Source organism: Deinococcus proteolyticus MRP (genome assembly GCF_000190555.1).
Lineage (GTDB): Bacteria > Deinococcota > Deinococci > Deinococcales > Deinococcaceae > Deinococcus > Deinococcus proteolyticus.
This window is the reverse complement of record NC_015161.1, coordinates 1319513-1338465: the sequence shown is the minus strand read 5'-3', so window position 1 is coordinate 1338465 and position 18953 is coordinate 1319513. Positions and strand designations below refer to the sequence as shown.

16 protein-coding genes are annotated in these 18953 nt (G+C 65.9%); 6 read left to right on the top strand and 10 right to left on the bottom strand.

What is annotated here, in order from left to right; genetic code table 11:
* Positions 1 to 44: 44 nt before the first annotated feature.
* The 3 genes from DEIPR_RS06370 to DEIPR_RS06360 form a co-directional block, all read right to left on the bottom strand.
* On the bottom strand, positions 45 to 1130 hold the full coding sequence (locus DEIPR_RS06370) for a quinone-dependent dihydroorotate dehydrogenase (RefSeq protein WP_041222639.1): 1086 nt from the start codon (positions 1128 to 1130) through the stop codon (positions 45 to 47).
* A 102-nt stretch (positions 1131 to 1232) separates the two neighbouring features.
* Positions 1233 to 2246 carry a hypothetical protein gene (locus tag DEIPR_RS06365; protein WP_013615015.1) on the bottom strand — a complete coding sequence of 338 codons (1014 nt, stop codon included), beginning with the start codon at positions 2244 to 2246 and terminating at the stop codon, positions 1233 to 1235.
* Between the two features lie 51 nt (positions 2247 to 2297).
* Entirely contained in the window at positions 2298 to 3254 is a 957-nt protein-coding gene (locus DEIPR_RS06360; protein WP_013615014.1) for a LysR family transcriptional regulator, read from the bottom strand.
* A gap of 72 nt (positions 3255 to 3326) precedes the next feature.
* Here DEIPR_RS06360 and DEIPR_RS06355 point away from each other — a divergent pair, with 72 nt between their 5' ends.
* Complete coding sequence (locus DEIPR_RS06355; RefSeq protein ID WP_148231794.1) at positions 3327 to 3914, top strand: hypothetical protein; 588 nt, start codon at positions 3327 to 3329, stop codon at positions 3912 to 3914.
* A gap of 13 nt (positions 3915 to 3927) precedes the next feature.
* Here the strand turns inward: DEIPR_RS06355 and DEIPR_RS06350 are convergent, their stop codons facing one another.
* Together DEIPR_RS06350 and DEIPR_RS06345 are read right to left on the bottom strand one after the other, a co-directional pair.
* A complete protein-coding gene (locus tag DEIPR_RS06350) occupies positions 3928 to 4554 on the bottom strand; it encodes an SMI1/KNR4 family protein (protein ID WP_169310677.1) in 627 nt (208 codons plus the stop codon).
* A 12-nt stretch (positions 4555 to 4566) separates the two neighbouring features.
* A complete protein-coding gene (locus tag DEIPR_RS06345) occupies positions 4567 to 6531 on the bottom strand; it encodes an APC family permease (protein ID WP_425358577.1) in 1965 nt (654 codons plus the stop codon).
* 355 nt (positions 6532 to 6886) lie between these two features.
* On the opposite strand from DEIPR_RS06345, the gene aceE reads away from it, so the two are divergent.
* The 3 genes from aceE (at position 6887) to DEIPR_RS06330 (ending at position 12476) form a co-directional block, all read left to right on the top strand.
* Entirely contained in the window at positions 6887 to 9601 is a 2715-nt protein-coding gene (gene aceE, locus DEIPR_RS06340) for a pyruvate dehydrogenase (acetyl-transferring), homodimeric type (RefSeq protein WP_013615011.1), read from the top strand.
* Positions 9602 to 9679: 78 nt separating this feature from the next.
* Positions 9680 to 11497 carry a dihydrolipoyllysine-residue acetyltransferase gene (aceF, locus tag DEIPR_RS06335; RefSeq protein WP_013615010.1) on the top strand — a complete coding sequence of 606 codons (1818 nt, stop codon included), beginning with the start codon at positions 9680 to 9682 and terminating at the stop codon, positions 11495 to 11497.
* A gap of 130 nt (positions 11498 to 11627) precedes the next feature.
* A complete protein-coding gene (locus DEIPR_RS06330; protein ID WP_013615009.1) occupies positions 11628 to 12476 on the top strand; it encodes a patatin-like phospholipase family protein in 849 nt (282 codons plus the stop codon).
* A 13-nt stretch (positions 12477 to 12489) separates the two neighbouring features.
* Here DEIPR_RS06330 and DEIPR_RS13910 read toward each other — a convergent pair whose 3' ends face one another.
* The 4 genes from DEIPR_RS13910 to DEIPR_RS06305 form a co-directional block, all read right to left on the bottom strand.
* Positions 12490 to 12996, bottom strand: coding sequence for a hypothetical protein (locus DEIPR_RS13910; RefSeq protein WP_013615008.1), 507 nt, complete (start codon positions 12994 to 12996; stop codon positions 12490 to 12492).
* Between the two features lie 47 nt (positions 12997 to 13043).
* Positions 13044 to 13598: an HNH endonuclease gene (locus DEIPR_RS06315; protein WP_013615007.1), complete on the bottom strand. Its 555-nt coding sequence runs from the start codon at positions 13596 to 13598 to the stop codon at positions 13044 to 13046.
* A gap of 126 nt (positions 13599 to 13724) precedes the next feature.
* Positions 13725 to 14441, bottom strand: coding sequence for a hypothetical protein (locus DEIPR_RS06310; protein WP_013615006.1), 717 nt, complete (start codon positions 14439 to 14441; stop codon positions 13725 to 13727).
* Complete coding sequence (locus DEIPR_RS06305) at positions 14438 to 14881, bottom strand: Fur family transcriptional regulator (RefSeq protein WP_013615005.1); 444 nt, start codon at positions 14879 to 14881, stop codon at positions 14438 to 14440. Before DEIPR_RS06305 ends, DEIPR_RS06310 begins: the two co-directional genes overlap by 4 nt.
* A 138-nt stretch (positions 14882 to 15019) precedes the next feature.
* Here DEIPR_RS06305 and DEIPR_RS06300 point away from each other — a divergent pair, with 138 nt between their 5' ends.
* Positions 15020 to 15937: a biotin--[acetyl-CoA-carboxylase] ligase gene (locus DEIPR_RS06300; RefSeq protein WP_013615004.1), complete on the top strand. Its 918-nt coding sequence runs from the start codon at positions 15020 to 15022 to the stop codon at positions 15935 to 15937.
* Positions 15938 to 16121: 184 nt separating this feature from the next.
* Positions 16122 to 16697 carry a biotin transporter BioY gene (locus DEIPR_RS06295; protein ID WP_013615003.1) on the top strand — a complete coding sequence of 192 codons (576 nt, stop codon included), beginning with the start codon at positions 16122 to 16124 and terminating at the stop codon, positions 16695 to 16697.
* Positions 16698 to 16797: 100 nt separating this feature from the next.
* Here the strand turns inward: DEIPR_RS06295 and DEIPR_RS06290 are convergent, their stop codons facing one another.
* Positions 16798 to 18765 carry a DNA topoisomerase subunit B gene (locus DEIPR_RS06290; protein WP_013615002.1) on the bottom strand — a complete coding sequence of 656 codons (1968 nt, stop codon included), beginning with the start codon at positions 18763 to 18765 and terminating at the stop codon, positions 16798 to 16800.
* Positions 18766 to 18953: the final 188 nt, after the last annotated feature.

Sequence of the window (18953 nt, the reverse complement as noted above, 5' to 3'; positions counted from 1 at the left end):
TCGCGTCTGGAACGGCTTGCCGGGTGAAGCAGGGTTTAGCGCGCCTATATGGAGTGCGCGCCGACCGCCTCGGTCACCGAGCGGAACCCTTCACGGCGCAGCAGCTCGGCCAGGCCCCGGCTGATTTCGGCAGGCAGTGTAGGACCTCCGTAAATCAGCCCCGAGTACACTTCCACCAGGCTGGCGCCGGCCAGAATCTTCTCGAAGGCGTCCTGGGCAGTAAATATTCCGCCCACGCCCACGATCGGCACCCGGCCCCGCGCCTGCTGGTAGCCCAGGCGCACCAGTTCGGTGGAGCGCTCCCGCAGCGGCAGCCCGCTCAGGCCGCCCGCTTCGGCGCGGTGCTCGCTGCGCAGGCCCTCGCGGCTGAGGGTGGTGTTGGAGATAATCAGGCCATTCGCTCCTGCTGCCAGCACAGCGTCCACGCTCGCCTCGAAATCGGCGGGGTGCAGGTCGGGAGCCAGCTTGACCAGCACCGGCGGCAGTCGCAGCGCCGTGCGGACGCGCTGCCGCTCGGCTTCGTCCATCACCTCACGCACCAGCGCTTCCAGGTCGCTGGCGGCTTGCAGGGCACGCAGTCCAGGGGTGTTAGGGCTGCTCACGTTCACCACGAAGGCGTCGGCCACCGGGTACAGCTCGGCCACGCAGCGGCGGTAATCGCTGGCGGCGTCCTCGTTGGGCGTGACCTTGTTCTTGCCGATGTTGACCCATACCGGGCACAGGCGCGGGCCTGCCAGATGCCGGCGCATGGCCTCCGTGCCCGCGTTGTTGAAGCCCATGCGGTTGATCAGCGCCGTGTCTTCGGGCAGGCGGAAGAGCCGGGGCCGCTCGTTGCCGCTCTGCGCCAGCGGGGTCACGGTGCCCACCTCGATAAAGCCGAAGCCCATTGCCCCGAAGGCCATGACCGCCTCGGCGTTCTTGTCCAGGCCGGCGGCGAGGCCCAGCGGCGAGGCGAACTCGCGGCCCCACAGCGTCTGCCGCAGCTCCGGCTGCGTGGGCAGCGCGGCCGTGCGCACGGCTGCTGGCAGCAGCGGCACCCGCCCGGCCAGCTCCAGCCCCCGGATGGTGAGGTGGTGGATATCTTCGGGGTCAAAGCGAAACAGCTGCGGCTTGAGAACGTCGCGGTACAGGTGCATGTCGGGGCGTAGTTTAGCGCCCCGGCTGCTGCCCCGACTCCCAGCGGCCAGGGGCGGGGTGGGAAAGGGCAGCGCTGACAGGCTGTTGCCTGCGCCTCAGGGCGTCTTGGGCTGAGCAGAGTTGGGCTGAGCGGACTTGGGCTGGGATTCGGTCTGAGGCGCCGTGAAGACGGGGCCGCTGTACACCGGCCGGAAGCCGAACACGCCGGGGCTGGCCGGGTCCACCGTGACTTCTACTGCCCCCACTTCACTTTCGCCCATCACCTGCAAGCGGGTCACATTTTTCAGCTGCGGGCTGGCGGCCGTCTGGCCGGGGAAGGTGTTGGAGCCGGCTTCGGTCAGCGGGCGGTCGATGACCAGGGTGTGCGAGTCGCCCTGAATCAGCAGCACGGGCTTGCCGAACGCTTTGGCCTCGGCGGCCAGCGTGTTGACCGTGTCGCGCAGGCCAGTGTCGGTCATCAGGATGGGGGCGCCGTAGAACAGGTCCGCCTGATAGGCGATCACCACGGCAGGCGCGTTGCTGGCTTTGGCCTGCGCGAAAGTGTCCCGAATCCACTGCAGGTTGGCGCTGTTGCGGGCAAAGTACTCGGCGGCGCTCTGCGGGGTGCGCTCTAGGCCGTTGTTGCTGCCCACCACATGGATGGTGGAGAACACCACGCCCTGATGGGTCCAGCGGCTGTTTTCGGGCAGGTCGGCCTGACGGGTCAGCGTGAGCGGACGCTGTCCGAAGCTCTTGTCGCCCTGCGAGGTGAAGAACAGCTCGCGGACCTTGCCCAGGCGCTCCAGCGGGTCGTATTTGCCCGCTTTTTCGCGGTGGCAGTCGGTCCACTCGTTGTCGCCGGGGGTGTAGATCAGCGGCCCTTTGAACAGACCGAACTCCGTGCGGACCTTCTCGAAGTTCTCGTCGCTGCATGAGGTTGAGCCGCTTTTGATGTCGCCCACATGCAGGGTAAAGGCAGGATTCAGGCCGTTGACCGTACCAATCAGGCTCTCGAAGCGGGTGTAGTCCTCGGGCAGCTTGTAGGGCATGTCACCCAGCGCGACGAACTTGAACGGGGCGGCCACGGCGGAGCCGGCCAGGCACAGGGCCAGAAGAAGAAATTTTTTCATCGTTGCCGCACTTTAGGAACCGATTGTCAGTGCTGTTTCATTGGGGCTGTTTCATTGGGGCTGCTCCGTGGTGTCTGGCCGCTTGCCTGGCAGCCGGCTCTGCTGGGGTGGGCCGGGCACCTGACCAACCGGCCCCAGCACTTCAGAAGCCACATCCAAAAAGGCGCTGAGCAGCGCGTCCTGCGGGCCACGCGGCCACACGGCCACGATATCCACCAGCGGCGCGCCGGCCAGCGGGCGGTACACCACGCCGCTCATGCCCAGGCCCTGGAAAAAGCTGATGGGCAGGAAAATGCCTACGCCCGCCGACACCAGCGAGAGCAGGGTGGGCACCTCCAGCGCTTCTTGCACCACGTGGGGCGTGAAGCCGGCCTCGGCACACCAGCGCATGACCTGGTCAAAGTAGGTGGCCCGCTGGTGACGCGGGAAAAACACAAAATCCTCGTCCCTGAGGTCGCGGATGTCCAGCTCGGCATGTGCCGCCAGTGGGTGCGAGGCTGGCAGCGCCGCCACCAGCGGTTCACGCCACAGCGGCCGGGCTTCCAGGCCGGGGTCACGCACCGGCAGCAGCAGCAGCCCCAGCGAAATTTGCCCGCTGCGCAGCGCCGCTTCCTGTTCGTGGGCGCTCAGTTCGCGCAGTTCTACGCCCACTTCGGGAAAGCGTTCCTTGAACACCCGCACGATGTCGGGCAGGCCGCCGAACACCAGCCCGCCCACGAAGCCCACCGTCAGGTGCCCTACCTCGCCCCGCGCCGCGCGGCGGGTGCGCTCCAGCGTCTGCTCGGCCAGCGCCAGCGTCTCGCGTGCCCCGCTGAGAAACTCGTGGCCAGCCGGGGTCAGCTCCACCCGGCGGGTGCTGCGGTCCACCAGCTCGGCGCCCACTTCCTCTTCCAGGCGCCGAATCGAACTGCTCAGGGCCTGCTGCACCACGAAGACCCGCTCGGCGGCGCGGCCAAAGTGACCCTCTTCGGCCAGGGCGATGAAATGGCGCAGGTGGCGGAGTTCCATTGGTGGAGATTTTAGAGGTTCGGCAGGGAGTGAGGTCAGGCGGTCGTCACAGGGGAACCCTATGCTGAGGCCATGTCTGCGCCCCAACCCCCGCGGCCCAGGCGCCGCCAGGTGCCACTCTGGACCGCGCTGCTGGCTGCTGCTCTGGCATTCTGGCTCGGGCTATGGGTAATGTCGCCTAAGAGTGGATTCATTCAGACGCTGTGTGAAAATACGCCGCTTTGCTTGGACCCGCTGGTCTACCTGAGCAACGGTGAGCGGCAGCCCTACGCTTCGAAAGATTTTGCCCTCAATCTGCGTCCGCTGGAATCGCGAGAGGTACAGTTGAGCTTCAATACAGGCGCGGAGCCACTAGCCCTGCCTGCTGACCTACCGCTAAAAATCTTGCGTGTAGAGCGGCACTGGTACAATTTGGGATTTGGCCCGCTGGCTTACCGTCCGTTTTATGGCGGCCTGCTTTACGAGGACCACGAAATTACGGTCACCACACTCCATGACTTAGGCGAATTTCCAACCGTCGGTTCCATCCCCCTCACCGTGACCGCCAAGCGTCCGCTGTCGCAGGGGCGTAGCGTGCTGACTTTCTATGTGCAGAAGCCAGACACCCGCTGGGGCGGCAGCGGGCAAGTGTCGCTGACGGTGTGGACACACCAGAAGTAGTTCACTTGCGCCGCTATGGACTGTCCGGCACTGCACCGAAACCGGGGAAAAGGTCCGCGATGCCCTGCCGGATGTCGGCACGCACACCTCTGCGGTCCAGCAGATAGATGCTCTCCAAGGTGTTTGGTGGGTTTTTCTCTGCCACGCAGCGCCCACCCTCCAGCCGCTCTAGAAACTCTGTTAGGAAAGCCGTCAGACTTTCCGCCAAGACGTAGCGTGTCTCATGATCACGGTCCACAACCACCAACTGCCCATAAGTGCCGCTGGGGCCAGGGTCCAGGTCCACGACGATATAACTGCCATCACCCCCAAACAGGTCGTGCCAGCGGTCCGACCAGGCCACCTGCCGTACTGCGCCGGGTGGCTGTGACATGGCCCACCCGGCCTCCTCGTCCTCCAGGCCGTGTGGCCCGAACTCACTCAGCAAGTGAGGAAAATCCACCACGAAGGCATATTGTCCGCCGCCATGCCAGCAGTATAGTTCGCGCACGTCCTCTGGCAGGGGCACGCCCAGACTGGCCTCATACCCGGCCAACCACTCCTCCGAGATGCCAGGGCGTAGGGTCTGGAACAGGTAAGGGGTGTGCTGAGCGTACCAGTTATCCAGGCGGCGCAGAATCTCGGGCAGTGGAGGAGTCATCTTGCCCTTCATTTAGCCCCCCACATGCACAATCGGCCTGCGGTCACGGTCCGGCTCGGCGCGGCGCAGAATCTCGCGGGTGATGGGCGGCACGTCGCCGCGTCCGCCGATGATGAAGTCCAGCATCAGGTGGGCGGGGTCTTCTTCGGTCCAGCGCATGTAGACCTGCGGCGGTGCGCCCTGGCCGCGCAGGTGCAGCATCAGCGCGGCGATGGTGTTGGGAATGCTGGACCCGCGTGCTTTCAGGATGCCGTATGGCCCCACCATGCGCCCCGACACCTCCACCGCATCGGTAAATTCGCTGGCGTCGTCCACCTCGATTTCCAGAAATAAGAACGGCTCCTCGGCGGGCAGGTGAACCATCTGCCGCACGCGCATTTCCTGCCGGCTGTATTCCTCCAGGCTGCTGCGCCCCGGGTGGCGCGACACGAAACGCAGGGGCCGCAGCGGAAAGTGGGCCAGCACCGCCTGCGCCGAGTCGTTGAGCTGCACGCTGCTCACCCGCAACTCGAACGAGCGCGACACCCGCGACCCGATACCGATGGTCAGCACCAGCGCGATAAAGACCAGCGCGATATACAGCCCTTTGGGGTCACTCAGCACCGTGACGGCGCTGGTATACACGAAAATCAGGCTGATGGCTCCGAACAACAGGGCTTCAGCACGCTGCTGGCGGCGAATGGCAAGCAGGGCCACCGCGATGGCGGCGCTGGTCATCATGGCGAGCACACCCGTGGCGTAGGCCGCCGCCTGGTTGTCCACATTGGCGCGGAATCCCAGGGTCACCGCCAGTGCAATCACCGTATAAATCAGCACCAGCGGGCGGTGGGCGCGGCTCCACTCGGGGGCCATGCCGTAGCGCGGCAAGAAGCGCGGCACGATGTTCAGCAGGCCCGCCATCGCGGAAGCGCCCGCAAACCACAGAATCAGGATGGTGGCGATGTCGTAAGCGGTGCCGAAGGCCTCGCCCAGATGCTCGTGTGCCACGAAGGCCAGGGCGCGTCCGTTCGCCTTGCCTGCGGGGGCGTCTACCTCCACCAGGGTGGTGGGGCCAGACGGCGTCACCTTGACCTCCAGCTGCACGGGGCCGCCCACCGTCTCGGCCAGAAAGGGATACTCGCCCGTGCGGTCAGCGGGCACCTGAAAGGCGTAGATGTCACGCGGGGCGGTTTGCGAGTCCAGCGGGATGTTGACCACCGCCGCGCCGCGCTGCATGTCCTCGGTGCTGACTTCGGTGGAATAGCTGGTCTCGGCCCAGAACTCGTGGCGCTCAATCAGCAGCGTGGTGACCAGCGACGAACTGACCAGCATCACGCTCATGATGAGGGCCGCCGTGGTCAGCAGCTTTTTGCCGTTGCGAATGCGGCCCCGTGGCTGCGCTTCGGTGTCGCCCGCTTCGCCCTTGACCAGCGGCATCACCACCACGCCCGTCTCGAAGCCCGACAGCCCCAGCGCCAGCTTGGGAAACACCAGCAGCGCCGCGCCAATCAGCGCCAGCGGCGAGCCGAAGCCCTGGCTGAGCGCCGCCGTCCAGTTTGCCAACAGTTCCGGCTGCGCGGCAATCAGACTCAGGCCCTTGAGCACCACCACCAGGCTCAGGCCCAGGTACGCCGTGACCAGCACCACCGCAATCCCAATCGCTTCCTTGAACCCTTTCAGAAACACCGCCGCCAGCAGCAGCAACAGCACCACCGTCACGCCCACCTGTTGCCCGCCCAGCATGCCGCTCACGAAGGGGTTTTCCACCAGGTGCGCCGCCGCGTCCGCCGCCGACAGGGTGATGGTGATGATGAACCCCGTCGCCACGAAGCCAATCAAGACCAGCACCAGCAGCTTGCTCGGCCAGTACGCCAGCAACCGCTCTAGCATGCTGATGGACCCGTCGCCGTGCGGGCTTTCTTCGGCCACGCGGCGGTACATCGGCAGCGCTCCGAACAGCGTGACCAGCACCAGCACCAGGGTCGCCAGCGGGGCCACCGCTCCCGCCGCCAGCGCCGCGATTCCCGGCTGATAGCCCAGGGTAGAGAAATAGTCCAGTCAGGCACATCACCTTCCACCACGGTTCCTTGAGGTGCTGCTCCTGCGCCTGCTGCTCGCTCTCGTAGTAGCCTCCTTCGGGCTGCTCCTGTGAGTCTTCCTGCAACAGCCAGCGCGAAAGGCGAGCCTTGAGAGGGTGGGGCAGACGCTGAGGGCGTGGCATAGCCCAGCAAGTATTCGCTTCTTGCTGCCGGAAGGGAAGGGGACGCTGCGCCCAAGCTGACCAAAAAAAATGGTGAATTGGACGCTCGCCCTTTGTTGGCTTCACCTGACAGAGCCGGCCTAAAATACTCTCATGACCCATCTTCCCGCTATTCCTCCCCGTGTGCAGCTGCCTGGTGCACAGCGCGAGGAGCTAAATAAGATTGAGACCCGCGAGTGGATTGACTCGCTGGCCTATGTCCTGGCCGACGGTGGCCGCAAGCGCAGCGCGGAGCTGCTCGAAGCGCTGGACGCCTGGGCCTATGACCGGGGTGTGCCTATCGAGTACAAGCAGAGCACCCCGTACATCAACACCATCTCCTCGGGCCGGCAGCCCGAATACCCCGGCGACATGGAGCTGGAGCGCAAGATTCGCAACATCATCCGCTGGAACGCCGTGGTGATGGTGATCCGCGCCAATAAGGCGTCCGACGGCATCGGCGGGCACCTGGCCTCCTACGCCAGCTCCGCCGAGCTGCTGGAAGTGGGCTTCAACCACTTTTTCCGTGGCCTGGACGCCGGCAAGGACCGTGACCTGATTTTCTTTCAGGGCCACATCAGCCCCGGCATCTACTCGCGCTCCTTCCTGGAAGGCCGCTTCGACGAGGGCCGTCTCAACCGCTTCCGCCGCGAGCTGAGCAGCGAGGGCGAGGGCCTCAGCTCCTACCCCCACCCCTGGCTGATGCCCGACTACTGGGAGTTCCCTACCGTCAGCATGGGCCTCGGCCCCTTGCAGGCCATCTACCAGGCCCGCTTCATGAAGTACCTGGAAAACCGTGGCCTCAAGGAAAAGGGGAACGGCAAGGTCTGGGCGTTCATGGGCGACGGCGAAATGGACGAGCCGCAGTCGGTGGGCGGTATCCGCTTTGCCGCCTACGAGAACCTCGACAACCTGATTTTCGTGCTGAACGCCAACCTGCAGCGGCTGGACGGGCCAGTGCGCGCCAACTCCAAAGTCATTCAGGAGTTTGAAGCCTTGTTCCGGGGTGCCGGCTGGAACGTGATTAAGGTGGTGTGGGGCAGCAAGTGGGACGAACTGCTGACCCAGGAAGGCGCCCCGCTGATTATCCAGCGCTTCGAGAGAATGGTGGACGGCGAGTCGCAGCGCTACGCCGCGTTCGGCGCCAAGGAGCTGCGCGAGCAGTTTTTCAACACCCCCGAGCTGCAGCAGCTGATTGCCGAGTGGCAGGACGACGACCTGGCCCAGCTGAACCGCGGCGGCCACGACGTGCAGAAGGTGTACGCCGCCTACAAGGCCGCCACCGAGCACCAGGGCAGCCCTACCGTCATCATCACCCGCACTGTGAAGGGCTACGGCCTGGGCGAAAGCGCCGAGGCGCGCAACGTGGCCCACCAGGTCAAGAAGCTGGACTTCGACGCCATGAAGGCGCTGCGTACCCTGCTGGAAATTCCGCTGACCGACGAGCAGGTGGAGCACCTGGAGTTCTACCACCCCGGCGAGGACAGCCCCGAAGTGAAGTACGTGCAGCAGCAGCGAGAGAAGCTGGGCGGCTTCGTGCCGGCCCGCCGTGTGGAGTATCCGCACCCCACCGTGCCCGACGGCAAGTTCTACGAGGAGTTCTCGGCCGGCAGTGGCGACCGGCAGGTCAGCACCACCATGGCCGCCGTGACCATCATGTCCAAGCTGCTGCGCGATAAGCAGATTGGCAAGTACATCGTGCCCATCGTGCCCGACGAGGCCCGCACCTTCGGTATGGACGCGCTGGTGCCCCGCGTGGGAATCTACTCGCCGCGTGGTCAGACCTACACGCCCGTGGACAGCGGCAGCCTGATGTACTACAAGGAAGCGGTAGACGGCCAGATGCTGGAAGAAGGCATCACCGAAGACGGCGCGATGGCGTCGTGGATTGCCGCCGGCACCGCGTACGCGCACTTCGGTATTCCCACCATTCCCTTCTTCATGCTGTACTCCATGTTCGGCATGCAGCGCGTGGGTGACCTGGTCTGGGCCGCCGCCGACCAGCGGGCACGCGGCTTCATCCTGGGCGCCACCGCCGGGCGCACCACCCTGGCGGGCGAGGGCCTACAGCACCAGGACGGCAACAGCCACCTGCAGGCTTATGTGGTGCCCAACCTCAAGACCTACGACCCCGCGTTCGCCTACGAGCTGGCCATCATTTTCGAGCAGGGCATTCAGCGCATGTACGTGGACGGCATAGACGAGTTCTACTACGTGACCGTGGACAACGAGAACGAGCGCCAGCCCGCCATGCCTGAGGACCATGACCGTGTGCGCGAGGGCGTGATGAAGGGCATGTACCTGTTCCAGCCGAGCAGCGAGAAAGCCGAGTACCGCGCCCAACTGCTGGCAAGTGGCCCCGCGATGGGCGCCGCACAGGAAGCGGTGGAAATGCTGAAGAAATACGGTGTGGCCGCTGACCTGTGGAGCGTGACCTCCTACAAGGAACTGCACCAAGAAGCCCTGCTGACCCAGCGCTGGAACATGCTGCACCCCACCGAAGAACCCAAGACCTCCTACGTGCAGAGCCTGCTGGACGAAGAAGCCGCCCCCGGCGTGCTGGTGTCGGTCAGCGACTATGTCAAGCTGGGCGCCGACGGCCTGAACGGTCACCTCAGCCGCAAGTTGTGGACGCTGGGCACCGACGGCTTTGGCCGCTCCGAAGCCCGCGTCGAACTGCGCGACTTCTTCGAGGTGGACGCCAAGCATGTGGTGCTGGCGACCCTTTACGCGCTCAAGGCCGAAGGCAAGCTGCAGGGCGAAGTGGTGGCGCAGGCCATCAAGGACTTCGGCATTGACCCGGAGCGGGAAGCACCTGTCTTCCGATAAGGGCTGATGGTTGGTGGAGCAAATTTCTGCCAACCCCCCCACGACCGACCATCCATTTTCTCCCCAAGGAGTTCCAACATGGCAACTGAACTGAAACTGCCCGACGTGGGCGACAACATCGAACAAGGCACCGTCGTGACCATCCTGGTGAACCCGGGCGACACCGTGGCCGAGGGCGACCCCATCATCGAAATCGAGACCGATAAGGCTGTGGTGGAAGTGCCCGCTACGGCCGGCGGTACCGTAGAGAGCGTGGCCGTCAAGGTAGGCGACAAGGTGGCCGTGGGCGGCACCATCCTGACCCTGAGTGGTGGGGACGCCGGCGCAGCTCAGGCAACCGGTGCAGCCCAGGCGAGCGACACCGTGACTCCGGCCCAGGGCGGCGGTGACCAGGCCGCGCTGCAGGAAGACAGCAGTGCCGTGAGTGCGGACAGTGCTCAGGCCAATCAGGTGGCTGCCGAGCAGCAGCGTGCCCAGCAGGCGGAGGCCAGTGGTGAAGCGGCCCAGGCTCAGGGCGCTGGTACTGCCTCCAGCCAGCCTGGCAGCGCTCCGCAGGCGGGCAGCCAGCAGGCCACCCTGCCCGACGTGGGCGACAACATCGAACAGGGCACCGTAGTCACCATTCTGGTGAACCCCGGCGACACCGTGGCCGAGGGTGACTCCATCGTCGAAATCGAAACCGACAAGGCCGTGGTGGAAGTGCCCAGCAACGCCGCTGGCACCGTGCAGGAGATTGCCGTGAAGGTGGGCGACAAGGTGCAGGTGGGCGGCACGCTGCTCACCCTCAGCGGAGGCAGCAGCGCAGGCAGTGCTCCCGCCGCTCCCGCGCCCGCTCAGGCCCAGAGCAACGCCGTGGCTGCCGAGCAGCAGCAGGCCCAGCAAGCCGAGGCAAGTGCTGACGCCGGCAAGCCTGCCGCCCAGGCTGCCGCACCCCAGCAGTCGGGCACCCAGAACCCCAAGACCTACGAAGGCCGTCCTATCGTGCCCGCCGCTCCTAGTGTGCGCCGCCTGGCCCGCGAAATGCAGGTGGACATTCACGCTGTGCAGGGCACGGGTATTGCAGGCCGTATCAGCGAGGAAGACGTGCGCCGCAGCGCCGGCCGCCCCAGCGTGCAGCCGGCCGCAGCCCCTGCTGCGGCGCCGGCCGCCGTGTCTGCTCCGGCTGCACAGCCGCTGCCCGACTTCAGCAAGTGGGGCCAGGTCACCCGCGAGGACATGAACGGAATCCGCAAGGCCACCGTGCGCTCCATGTCCACCGCCTGGAGCACCATCCCGATGGTCACCCACTTCGACAAGGCCGACGTGACCGTGATGGAAGAAACCCGCAGGCGCTTCGGCGAGCGGGTGCAGAAGGCGGGCGGCAAGCTCACCATGACCCACATCCTGATGAAGGTGGTGGCGAACGCCCTGCACAAGTTCCCCAAATTCGGGGCCAGCCTCGACCTCCGAAACGAGCAAGTCGTGTTCAAGGACTTCGTGAACATCGGCGTGGCGGTAGATACCCCCGTCGGCCTGCTGGTGCCCGTGGTCAAGGACGCCGACAAGAAGAGCATCACCGAGCTGGTGCTGGACCTGACCGACCTGGCCGAGCGTGCCCGTGACCGCAAGCTCAAGCCCGACGAGATGCAGGGCGCGACTTTCACCATTTCCAACCTCGGCGGCATCGGCGGGCACGCCTTTACCCCCATCGTGAACAGCCCCGAAGTGGCGATTCTCGGCGTGTCACGCGGTGGCATGGAGCCCGTCTGGAACAAGGAAACGGGCGAGTTCGAGCCGCGCAACATGCTGCCGCTCAGCCTGACCTACGACCACCGCCTGATTGACGGGGCCGACGCGGCCCGCTTCCTGCGCTTCATCTGCGAGTCGCTGGAAGACCCCTTCCTGATTAGCCTCTGAGTCGAGTGCTCAGGTAGAACAAGCCCCCGCCCGCTGTGGTGGGGGTTTGATTTGGCTCCCGGCACGAAATTTCCCGCCCTGCTTTTTGCCGCTTCCTCCTCATTTCCGCTGACTGCTAGCATAAGACCCTATGAAGACACCGCGCCCGCTCGCCCCTCAGCCTGTCGCTCTTGCCATCAGCGGCGGTGGGGCGCGCTCCTTTTATCAGGTGGGGGCGCTGCAGGCACTGGAAGACGCCGGGTTCACCTTCCAGGCACTGGCCGGCACCTCTTCGGGGGCAATTCTGGCGGCGCTGCTGGCGGCCGGGCACTCGGGCCGCGAGGTGCAGCGGCTGCTGCGCGAAGGCCATCCGCCCGGCTGGTTCGACCTGACCCTGGGCCAGGGGCTGATTCAGCCGACCGGTCAGCAGGAGTGGCTGGAATCGGTGCTGCCGCAGACCTTCGAGCAGCTGCCTTACCCACTGATTGTGCCCACCACCGACATCCAGACCGGCGAGGAGGTGACCTTCACGGAGGGGCCGCTGGTGCCGGCCATCATGGCGAGCAGCGCCTTTACCGGGGCCGTGTTTCCGCCGTGCTGCGGGGGCCGCTGGCTGACCGACGGCGGCCTGGTCAACGAGGTACCGGCCGACCTGGCGCGGCGCATCAGCGACCTGCCGGTGATTGCGCTGGACGCCACCGCCCCGCTGCTGGCACTGAATTTCCCCGACCCGGACGAGCGAAAAGGCGGCCTGCTGGGGCTGGCATCAACCGGGTCGCCCAGCCTGCCGGAGATTTTGCTGCAGGCCTTTACCATCACCCAGGGCCACCTCACGGAGCGCCGCTTGCAGGACGCCGCCCCCGAGTGGCTGGTGGATTTCGACCCTCTACGCGACCTGCAGCTCCAGCATCTCGACCAGCTGGACCGTGGGGTGGAAATCGGCTACGGCTTCATGCAGGACTTTATTGACCGGCATCTGCTCGCTTCTCCCGCGCAGTAGCCGCGAGCAGAGCTCAGTGCCGGCCAGGCGGCTTTGACAGGTCGGGAGCGCCCGGCGGACGGCGGTTCAGGCGCTCGCTGGGCCGCTCAACCTGCGGCCTGGACGACGTATAAGCTGTGGTCGGCTGCACCTCACCCCCGCGCTCGTCCCAGGTCTCTTCCTCAGCTTCCGGCCAGTTGGCCTGGACCTCTTCCGGCTGGTCCATCTCGCTTTCATCTGCTTCCCAGGAGGCGGCAGGCCACTCCTGCTGCATTTCGCTGCCAGCCGCCGCCGCACCAAGGCTATGCTCTGCAGGACTGTGCGCTGGGGGCAGAGTGTCAGGAGGCAGCTGCACCGGGCTTCCTGGGCGGCGCGCCGGAGGCCGGTAGGCCAGGCCCATCAGGCCCAGCACGCCCAGCATGCCCCAGGGAAAGGTGGGGCCAGAGGAGGTGATGACCACCGTTTCCTGGGGGGCGGCCAGGGCGCCCGGGAGGCCCAGGGTCAGGGTCAGCAGGCAAATAGGCAAGACAGTGGAGCGCATGGTGCCCCACTGTATAACGTCCGCTGCACTGCCGAGCTGGACACGGTTCAGCGCAGGTAGGCTTCCCATTCCGGCTGGGTCTGGGCGAACTGGCCGTGCGCGAACACCCGGAAGGAGGGCACCCGTGGCCCCTGACGCAGCGGCATCTGGGCTTCTTCGGGGGTGCGGCTGCCCTTGCTCTGGTTGCACTCACGGCAGGCCGTGGTCACATTGGTCCACTCGTGGCGGCCTCCACGGGAGCGGGGCAGCACATGGTCCAGCGTCAGATTCTCGCTGCTGCCGCAGTACTGGCATTCGAACGAGTCGCGCCGCAGCACGTTGCGGCGGTTGAACGGCACGGCGAACGTATTGGGCCGGCGCACATACCGCCGCAGCCGGATGACGCTGGGCACCTGCAAGACGGTGGACGGCGAGCGCACCACGTCGCGGCTTTCTTCCAGCACCTCCGCAACTCCGTACTGCGTCAGCGTGATGGCGCGCTTGATACTGGTGACCTGAAGCGGTTCGTACGAAGCGTTCAGGACCAGCACCCGTGCGGCGTTCAGGTCTGGTGCCGGTCTTCCGGCTGGCCGTGGTTCTCCCTCCTGTCCTGCATGGTTCATAGCGGCATTCTAGGGGGCCGCCGTCAGGGAGATGTGAGCGCGGGCACCGAATGGATGTCAGGAACCTTCAGCCTCGTGCAGGGCATTTGCCAGATTTGGGAGGCGGCTTCCGGCAGGGGGGACAACTTACTTGCCGCTGCGGTCCAGGATAATCGTGACCGAGAGTTTGCCGCTGGTTTCAATCTCGGCGGCGCTGCCCCCCTCGCCTGGGGTCGGCTGGTACTTGGCCTGCACCCCCCAGTCGAAGCGGTTGCTGACCGCTGTGTCTTTGGCATGAATCCGCACCGGGAAAACTTCGCCGGCGTGCACGGCGGTTTTGGGGAGGTCCACCACCAGGTCGCTGCTCATGCTCTGTCCCTGCAGCTGGAAGATGCCGGGGTGGCTTTCTCGCTGGTAACCACCGATGCGCCCCTGCAGTTCGCGGCTCTGGCCGGCCGCCAGGGTGATTTCGCTCAGCTGCTTGCCGCCCGGTTCCGACACGATGAGGTAGCCGCCCGCGCAACCCAGGTTGCGGAGTTGCCCGATATCGTAGGCCGACAGCAGCAGTGTGGGCACGAACGATGCCAGCACCAGTCCCAGGCCGAACATGGCGCGGGGCCGGTTGTTCCACTGCGACGCCGCCAACCCCAGTCCTCCCGGCCCCAGCAGCAGTGGCATCAGCAGAGCCAGCACGGTGTGGCCCTGGCAGGGGTCGCCCAGCAGGCGCTGCCCCAGCCAGCGCACCAGCAGTGCGGCAGCGGCGGCCAGCGCCCAGCCCAGCAAGAAGGGCTTCAGCGGCCAGCGGAAAGGCTCGGTGCCGTCCGGCTCACCTGAGATGCCGGAAGCCTGCGCAGGAACGGTCAAGAGGCCACGGGTTCCTGGGGTCGGGCCTGCGGCGCCTGCGTCCCCGCGTCACAGGCGACTTCGCAGCAGGGACACACGCCCATGAATTCCAGCCGCACGTCGGTCACGGTAAAGCCGGCGGGCAGGGCGCCCTCGGGCAGCTGCGGCACCAGCGCGGCGTCAATGTCGAAAATAGCCCCGCATTGCCGGCAGACCGCGTGGTGGTGGTGCCCGCCGTCATGGCGGAAGTCGTAGCAGGTGGCGCCGCCGGTGCGCTCGATGGTCACGGCGACGCCGTCGCGCACCAGGGCGTCCAGGGTGCGGTAGACCGTTCCCAGACTGACCGTGGGCTGGAGTTTGCGAACTTCGGAGTGAATCCAAGCGGCGTCGGGATGACAGCGGGCTGCGCGTAACACCTCGATGACCGCCTGGCGCTGCTTGGTTTGGCGTACCATCGTCATACGGCCAGCATAGCAAACCCCCTGACGGCCGCCTGAAACGGGGGCCACGGTCGGAAGCCCGCCTCTCTCGGCTGCGTTTTGCCGGCCAGGCGACTGCTGAAGCTCGCCTGGCGCCCTGCATAGGGCATAGTGGGCAGCATGCCCGAACGCCTGCTGCAGCTGCTGACCACCACGCCCCAGTCTGGTGACGACCTGGGAGCCGCCCTGGGCCTGAGCCGCGTGTCGGTCAACGCTCTGGCCCACCGCCTGCGTGACCAGGGGGTGCCGCTTGCCGTCAGCCGCGCCGGCTACGCGCTTGAGCCAGGCACGCCCGCGCCGGGGCTGGTGCCGGTCAGCGGTGAGCTTGGGCGGGCGCTGCGCTACTTTGGTGAGATAGACAGCACCCAGAACGCCCTGCGCGACTGGGCCGCCGACCCGCAGGAGCCTGCGCCGCACGGGGCCGTGGTGGTGGCCGAGCGGCAGACCGCTGGCCGGGGCAGGCGGGGCCGCGTCTGGCAGACCGGCACGGGCAATCTGGTGTTCAGCGTGCTGCTGCGCGGGCCGCTGCCGCTGGCCAGCCTCCCCACGCTGCCGCTGGCCGCCGGGGTGGCGCTGCACCGCGCTGCGGGCGGCGGCGGCCTGAAGTGGCCCAACGATCTGCTGGACGGCGAGGGCCGCAAGCTGGCCGGCATCCTGCTGGAAGCCGAACTGCGCGGTGAGGAAGCGCGGCAGGCTGTGCTGGGCATCGGTATCAACGTGACCGACGCGCCGGAAGGGGCCGGCACGGTGGACCGCTACCGGCCTGGCGTCACCCGCGCTGGCCTGCTGGCCGACGTGTTGGCCGAATTGGAACGCTGGCTCTGGGCGCCTACCGCCGAGGTGCTGCAAGCCTGGCGGGCTGCCAGCGTGACCCTGGGTCGGCCGGTGCGCTTCGAGCTGGCGGAGCACGGGAAAATGGAAGGCGTGGCCCGCGATATAGACATGCAGGGCAGCCTGCTGGTGGCCCTGCCGGACGGCCGCGAGGTCACGGTGGGTGCCGGCGATGTGGAACTGGTCGGCCGGCTGGCTGCTGGGTAAGCTCTCGGCCTGGATGCTCCGGGTTCCTTGGCTCACGGTCACTCCTTCCTTGGTACTCGGTTCAGTTCGCTGCTGCATTGGCTTAACCGGGCATGCTGGGCTATCCTGAGACATTCCAAAAAGTGAGCGGCATATTTGGGCCTTGGTCCTGTACGCCGCCCAAAATTCCCGGAGGAGTTTTCCCATGACCCAAGTGACCCACCCTACCCTGGCCGGAACCCTGGCCCCTGCTCCCTCTGCCCTGCGCGACCTGTTCCTGATTGCTGGCGGCGCCCTGCTGATGGGCCTGATTGCCCAGGCTGAGATTCCGCTGCAGCCCGTTCCCGTGACCCTGCAGACCCTGGGCGTGCTCCTGATCGGCGCGGCGCTGGGCTGGAAGCGCGGGTTTGCGGCGCTGGCGCTGTACCTGGCCATGGGCGCCGCTGGCCTGCCCGTGTTCGCGGGTGGCTCGGCGGGCATCGCCAAGTTCGCTGGTCCTACGGCCGGCTACCTGCTGAGCTACCCCTTCGCTGCTGCGGCCGTGGGCTACCTGGTCGAGCGTTTCGCTCTGGACCGCAGGCCCCTGGGCGCGGCGGCCGCCATGCTGGTCGCCAGCGTCATCATCTACGCGCTGGGCCTGACCTGGCTGGGCGCTGTGAGCGGCATGCAGGGCCAGACCCTGCTGAATGCTGGCCTGACCCCCTTCCTGCTGGGCGACGCCCTCAAGATTGGCTTGGCCGCCGTCCTGTTGCCCGCTGCCTGGGCCTTTGTCCGCAAGTAAACGAGACTAACCAAGAGAAGGGAGCTTCCGCGCTGCATAGGCGGAAGCTCCCTTCTCTTTGGCTCTTAGACCTTTAGACGTTCAGACCCTTAGACCCCGCTCAAACCGTGATTTCCGCGAAGCGGGCGTTCTCCTGAATGAAGACCTTGCGCGGGGCAACGTCGCTGCCCATCAGGTCCTCGAAAATCTCGTTGGCGACCAGCAGGTCCTCAATCGCGACTTGCTTGAGCACCCGCGTTTCGGGATTCATGGTGGTTTCCCACAGCTGGTCGGCGTTCATCTCGCCCAGGCCCTTAAAGCGCTGAATTTCGAACTTCTTGCCTTCCTTGTTGGCGCGGGCCACATGCTGGCGCAGTTCGTCGTCGTTGTACAGGTATTCGCCGGTCTTCTGGCGGCCTACCGTGATGCGGTACAGCGGCGGCTGGGCGATGTACAGGTGGCCCTGCTCCACCACCGGCTTCATGTAGCGGAAGAAGAACGTCAGCAGCAGCGTGGTGATGTGGCCGCCGTCCATGTCGGCGTCGGTCATGATGATGATTTTGTGGTAGCGCAGCTGCTCCACGTCGAAGCGCAGCTGGTCGCCGCTGCCGTCCACCCCGGCCCCGATGGCCGCAATCATGCTGCGAATCTCGGCATTCTTGAGGCTCTTGTTCAGCTCGGCTTTCTCCACGTTCAGAATCTTGCCGCGCAGGGGCAGAATCGCCTGGAAGCGGCGCTCACGGCCACTCTTGGCACTGCCACCGGCCGAGTTCCCTTCCACGATAAACAGCTCCGATTCGCTGGGGTCCTGGCTGGAGCAGTCGGCCAGCTTGCCGGGCAGATCGTCGTTTTCAAGGGGATTGGAGCGGCGCACGATGTCGCGGGCCTTGCGGGCGGCCTCGCGGGCGCGGGCGGCCTCGGCAGCTTTTTCCACGATGGTCTTGCCGACTTTGGGATTTTCTTCCAGAAACTCCGCGAACTTCTCGCCCACGATGGCGTTCACGGCGGTCTGGGCTTCGGAGTTCAGCAGCTTCACCTTGGCCTGCGACTCGAACTGCGGGTCGCCCAGCTTCACGCTGATGACGCAGTAGATGCCTTCGAGCAGGTCGTCGCCGCTGGGAGCCGGGTTGCCGCTCTTGACCAGGTTCTTGTCCTTGGCGTACTTGTTCAGGATGCGGGTATAGGCCGTCTTGAAGCCGGTCAGCGGGGTGCCGCCGTCGCGGGTGCGGATCATGTTGGCGTAGGTAAGGATGTTGTCGCTGGAATAGGTGTTGGCATGGATAAAGGCCACTTCCACTTCCACGTCGTTGCTGGTGCCGCGCATCACGATGGGCTGGTCGTACAGCAGCTTGGTACTGTCGCTCACCAGTGAGGCGGCGAAGTTGGCGATGCCGCCCTGCTCATGGAAGGTTTCCTCGCGCACTTCGCCGGCGTGCAGCACGGCACGCTCGTCGCGCAGCACGATTTTCAGGCCCGTCAGGTAGGCCAGTTCGCGCAGGCGGCGGCGGATGCGGTCGTAGTCGAACAGGTTCTCGAACTCGCTGAACACAGCCGGGTCGGGGTGGAAGCTGACCTTGGTGCTCCAGGTCACGTCCTTGGGCGTCTTGCCCAGCACTTCCAGCGGGGTGGTCACCACGCCCTTCTCGAAGCGGATGTGGTGCAGCTGCCCGCCCTTGTTCACGGTCACATCCAGGTAGGTGCTCAGCGCGTTCACCACGCTGGAACCCACACCGTGCAGACCGCCTGAGACCTTGTAAGCGCCCTGGCCGAACTTACCGCCCGCGTGCAGCTCGGTAAAGATGACCTCGATGGCCGAGCGGCCTTCGGACTTCATGATGTCTACGGGAATGCCGCGCCCGTTGTCGGTCACGGTGGCGCTGCCGTCCTCGTGCATGGTCACGGTGATTTCGTTGGCGAAGCCGGCCAGGCCCTCGTCGATGGCGTTGTCGATGATTTCGGTCAGCAGCTGGTGGTAACCGTCAATGCCGGTGCCGCCCTGCACGTACATGCCGGGGCGCTTACGCACCGCTTCCAGACCTTTGAGAATGCTGATGGAATCGGCGGTGTAGTTGCTGTTGGGGTTGGTCATACTCCTCCTGTGGAGCGGCCCTGCGTGGGGCCGACTCCGGTGGCTGGTTCGCTGCGGCCCGCCGCTCAGGGACGGGCCCAGCGGACAGGCTCGGCGAATACAAAAGTGGGAAACTGGGGCTGCCAGGAGCCCCTTGCTAACAGGGTTTATTCTAGCACGCGGCCTGCCATTTTCGAAATGATGCCGCT

Excerpts from the sequence above, each read along its gene's own strand:
- DEIPR_RS06365 (WP_013615015.1), bottom strand. The coding sequence starts at position 2,246 with ATGAAAAAATTTCTTCTTCTGGCCCTGTGCCTGGCCGGCTCCGCCGTG.
- DEIPR_RS06360 (WP_013615014.1), bottom strand. The coding sequence starts at position 3,254 with ATGGAACTCCGCCACCTGCGCCATTTCATCGCCCTGGCCGAAGAGGGT.
- DEIPR_RS06355 (WP_148231794.1), top strand. The coding sequence starts at position 3,327 with ATGTCTGCGCCCCAACCCCCGCGGCCCAGGCGCCGCCAGGTGCCACTC.
- DEIPR_RS06350 (WP_169310677.1), bottom strand. The coding sequence starts at position 4,554 with ATGACTCCTCCACTGCCCGAGATTCTGCGCCGCCTGGATAACTGGTAC.
- aceE (WP_013615011.1), top strand. The coding sequence starts at position 6,887 with ATGACCCATCTTCCCGCTATTCCTCCCCGTGTGCAGCTGCCTGGTGCA.
- aceF (WP_013615010.1), top strand. The coding sequence starts at position 9,680 with ATGGCAACTGAACTGAAACTGCCCGACGTGGGCGACAACATCGAACAA.
- DEIPR_RS06330 (WP_013615009.1), top strand. The coding sequence starts at position 11,628 with ATGAAGACACCGCGCCCGCTCGCCCCTCAGCCTGTCGCTCTTGCCATC.
- DEIPR_RS13910 (WP_013615008.1), bottom strand. The coding sequence starts at position 12,996 with ATGCGCTCCACTGTCTTGCCTATTTGCCTGCTGACCCTGACCCTGGGC.
- DEIPR_RS06315 (WP_013615007.1), bottom strand. The coding sequence starts at position 13,598 with ATGAACCATGCAGGACAGGAGGGAGAACCACGGCCAGCCGGAAGACCG.
- DEIPR_RS06305 (WP_013615005.1), bottom strand. The coding sequence starts at position 14,881 with ATGACGATGGTACGCCAAACCAAGCAGCGCCAGGCGGTCATCGAGGTG.
- DEIPR_RS06300 (WP_013615004.1), top strand. The coding sequence starts at position 15,020 with ATGCCCGAACGCCTGCTGCAGCTGCTGACCACCACGCCCCAGTCTGGT.
- DEIPR_RS06295 (WP_013615003.1), top strand. The coding sequence starts at position 16,122 with ATGACCCAAGTGACCCACCCTACCCTGGCCGGAACCCTGGCCCCTGCT.
- DEIPR_RS06290 (WP_013615002.1), bottom strand. The coding sequence starts at position 18,765 with ATGACCAACCCCAACAGCAACTACACCGCCGATTCCATCAGCATTCTC.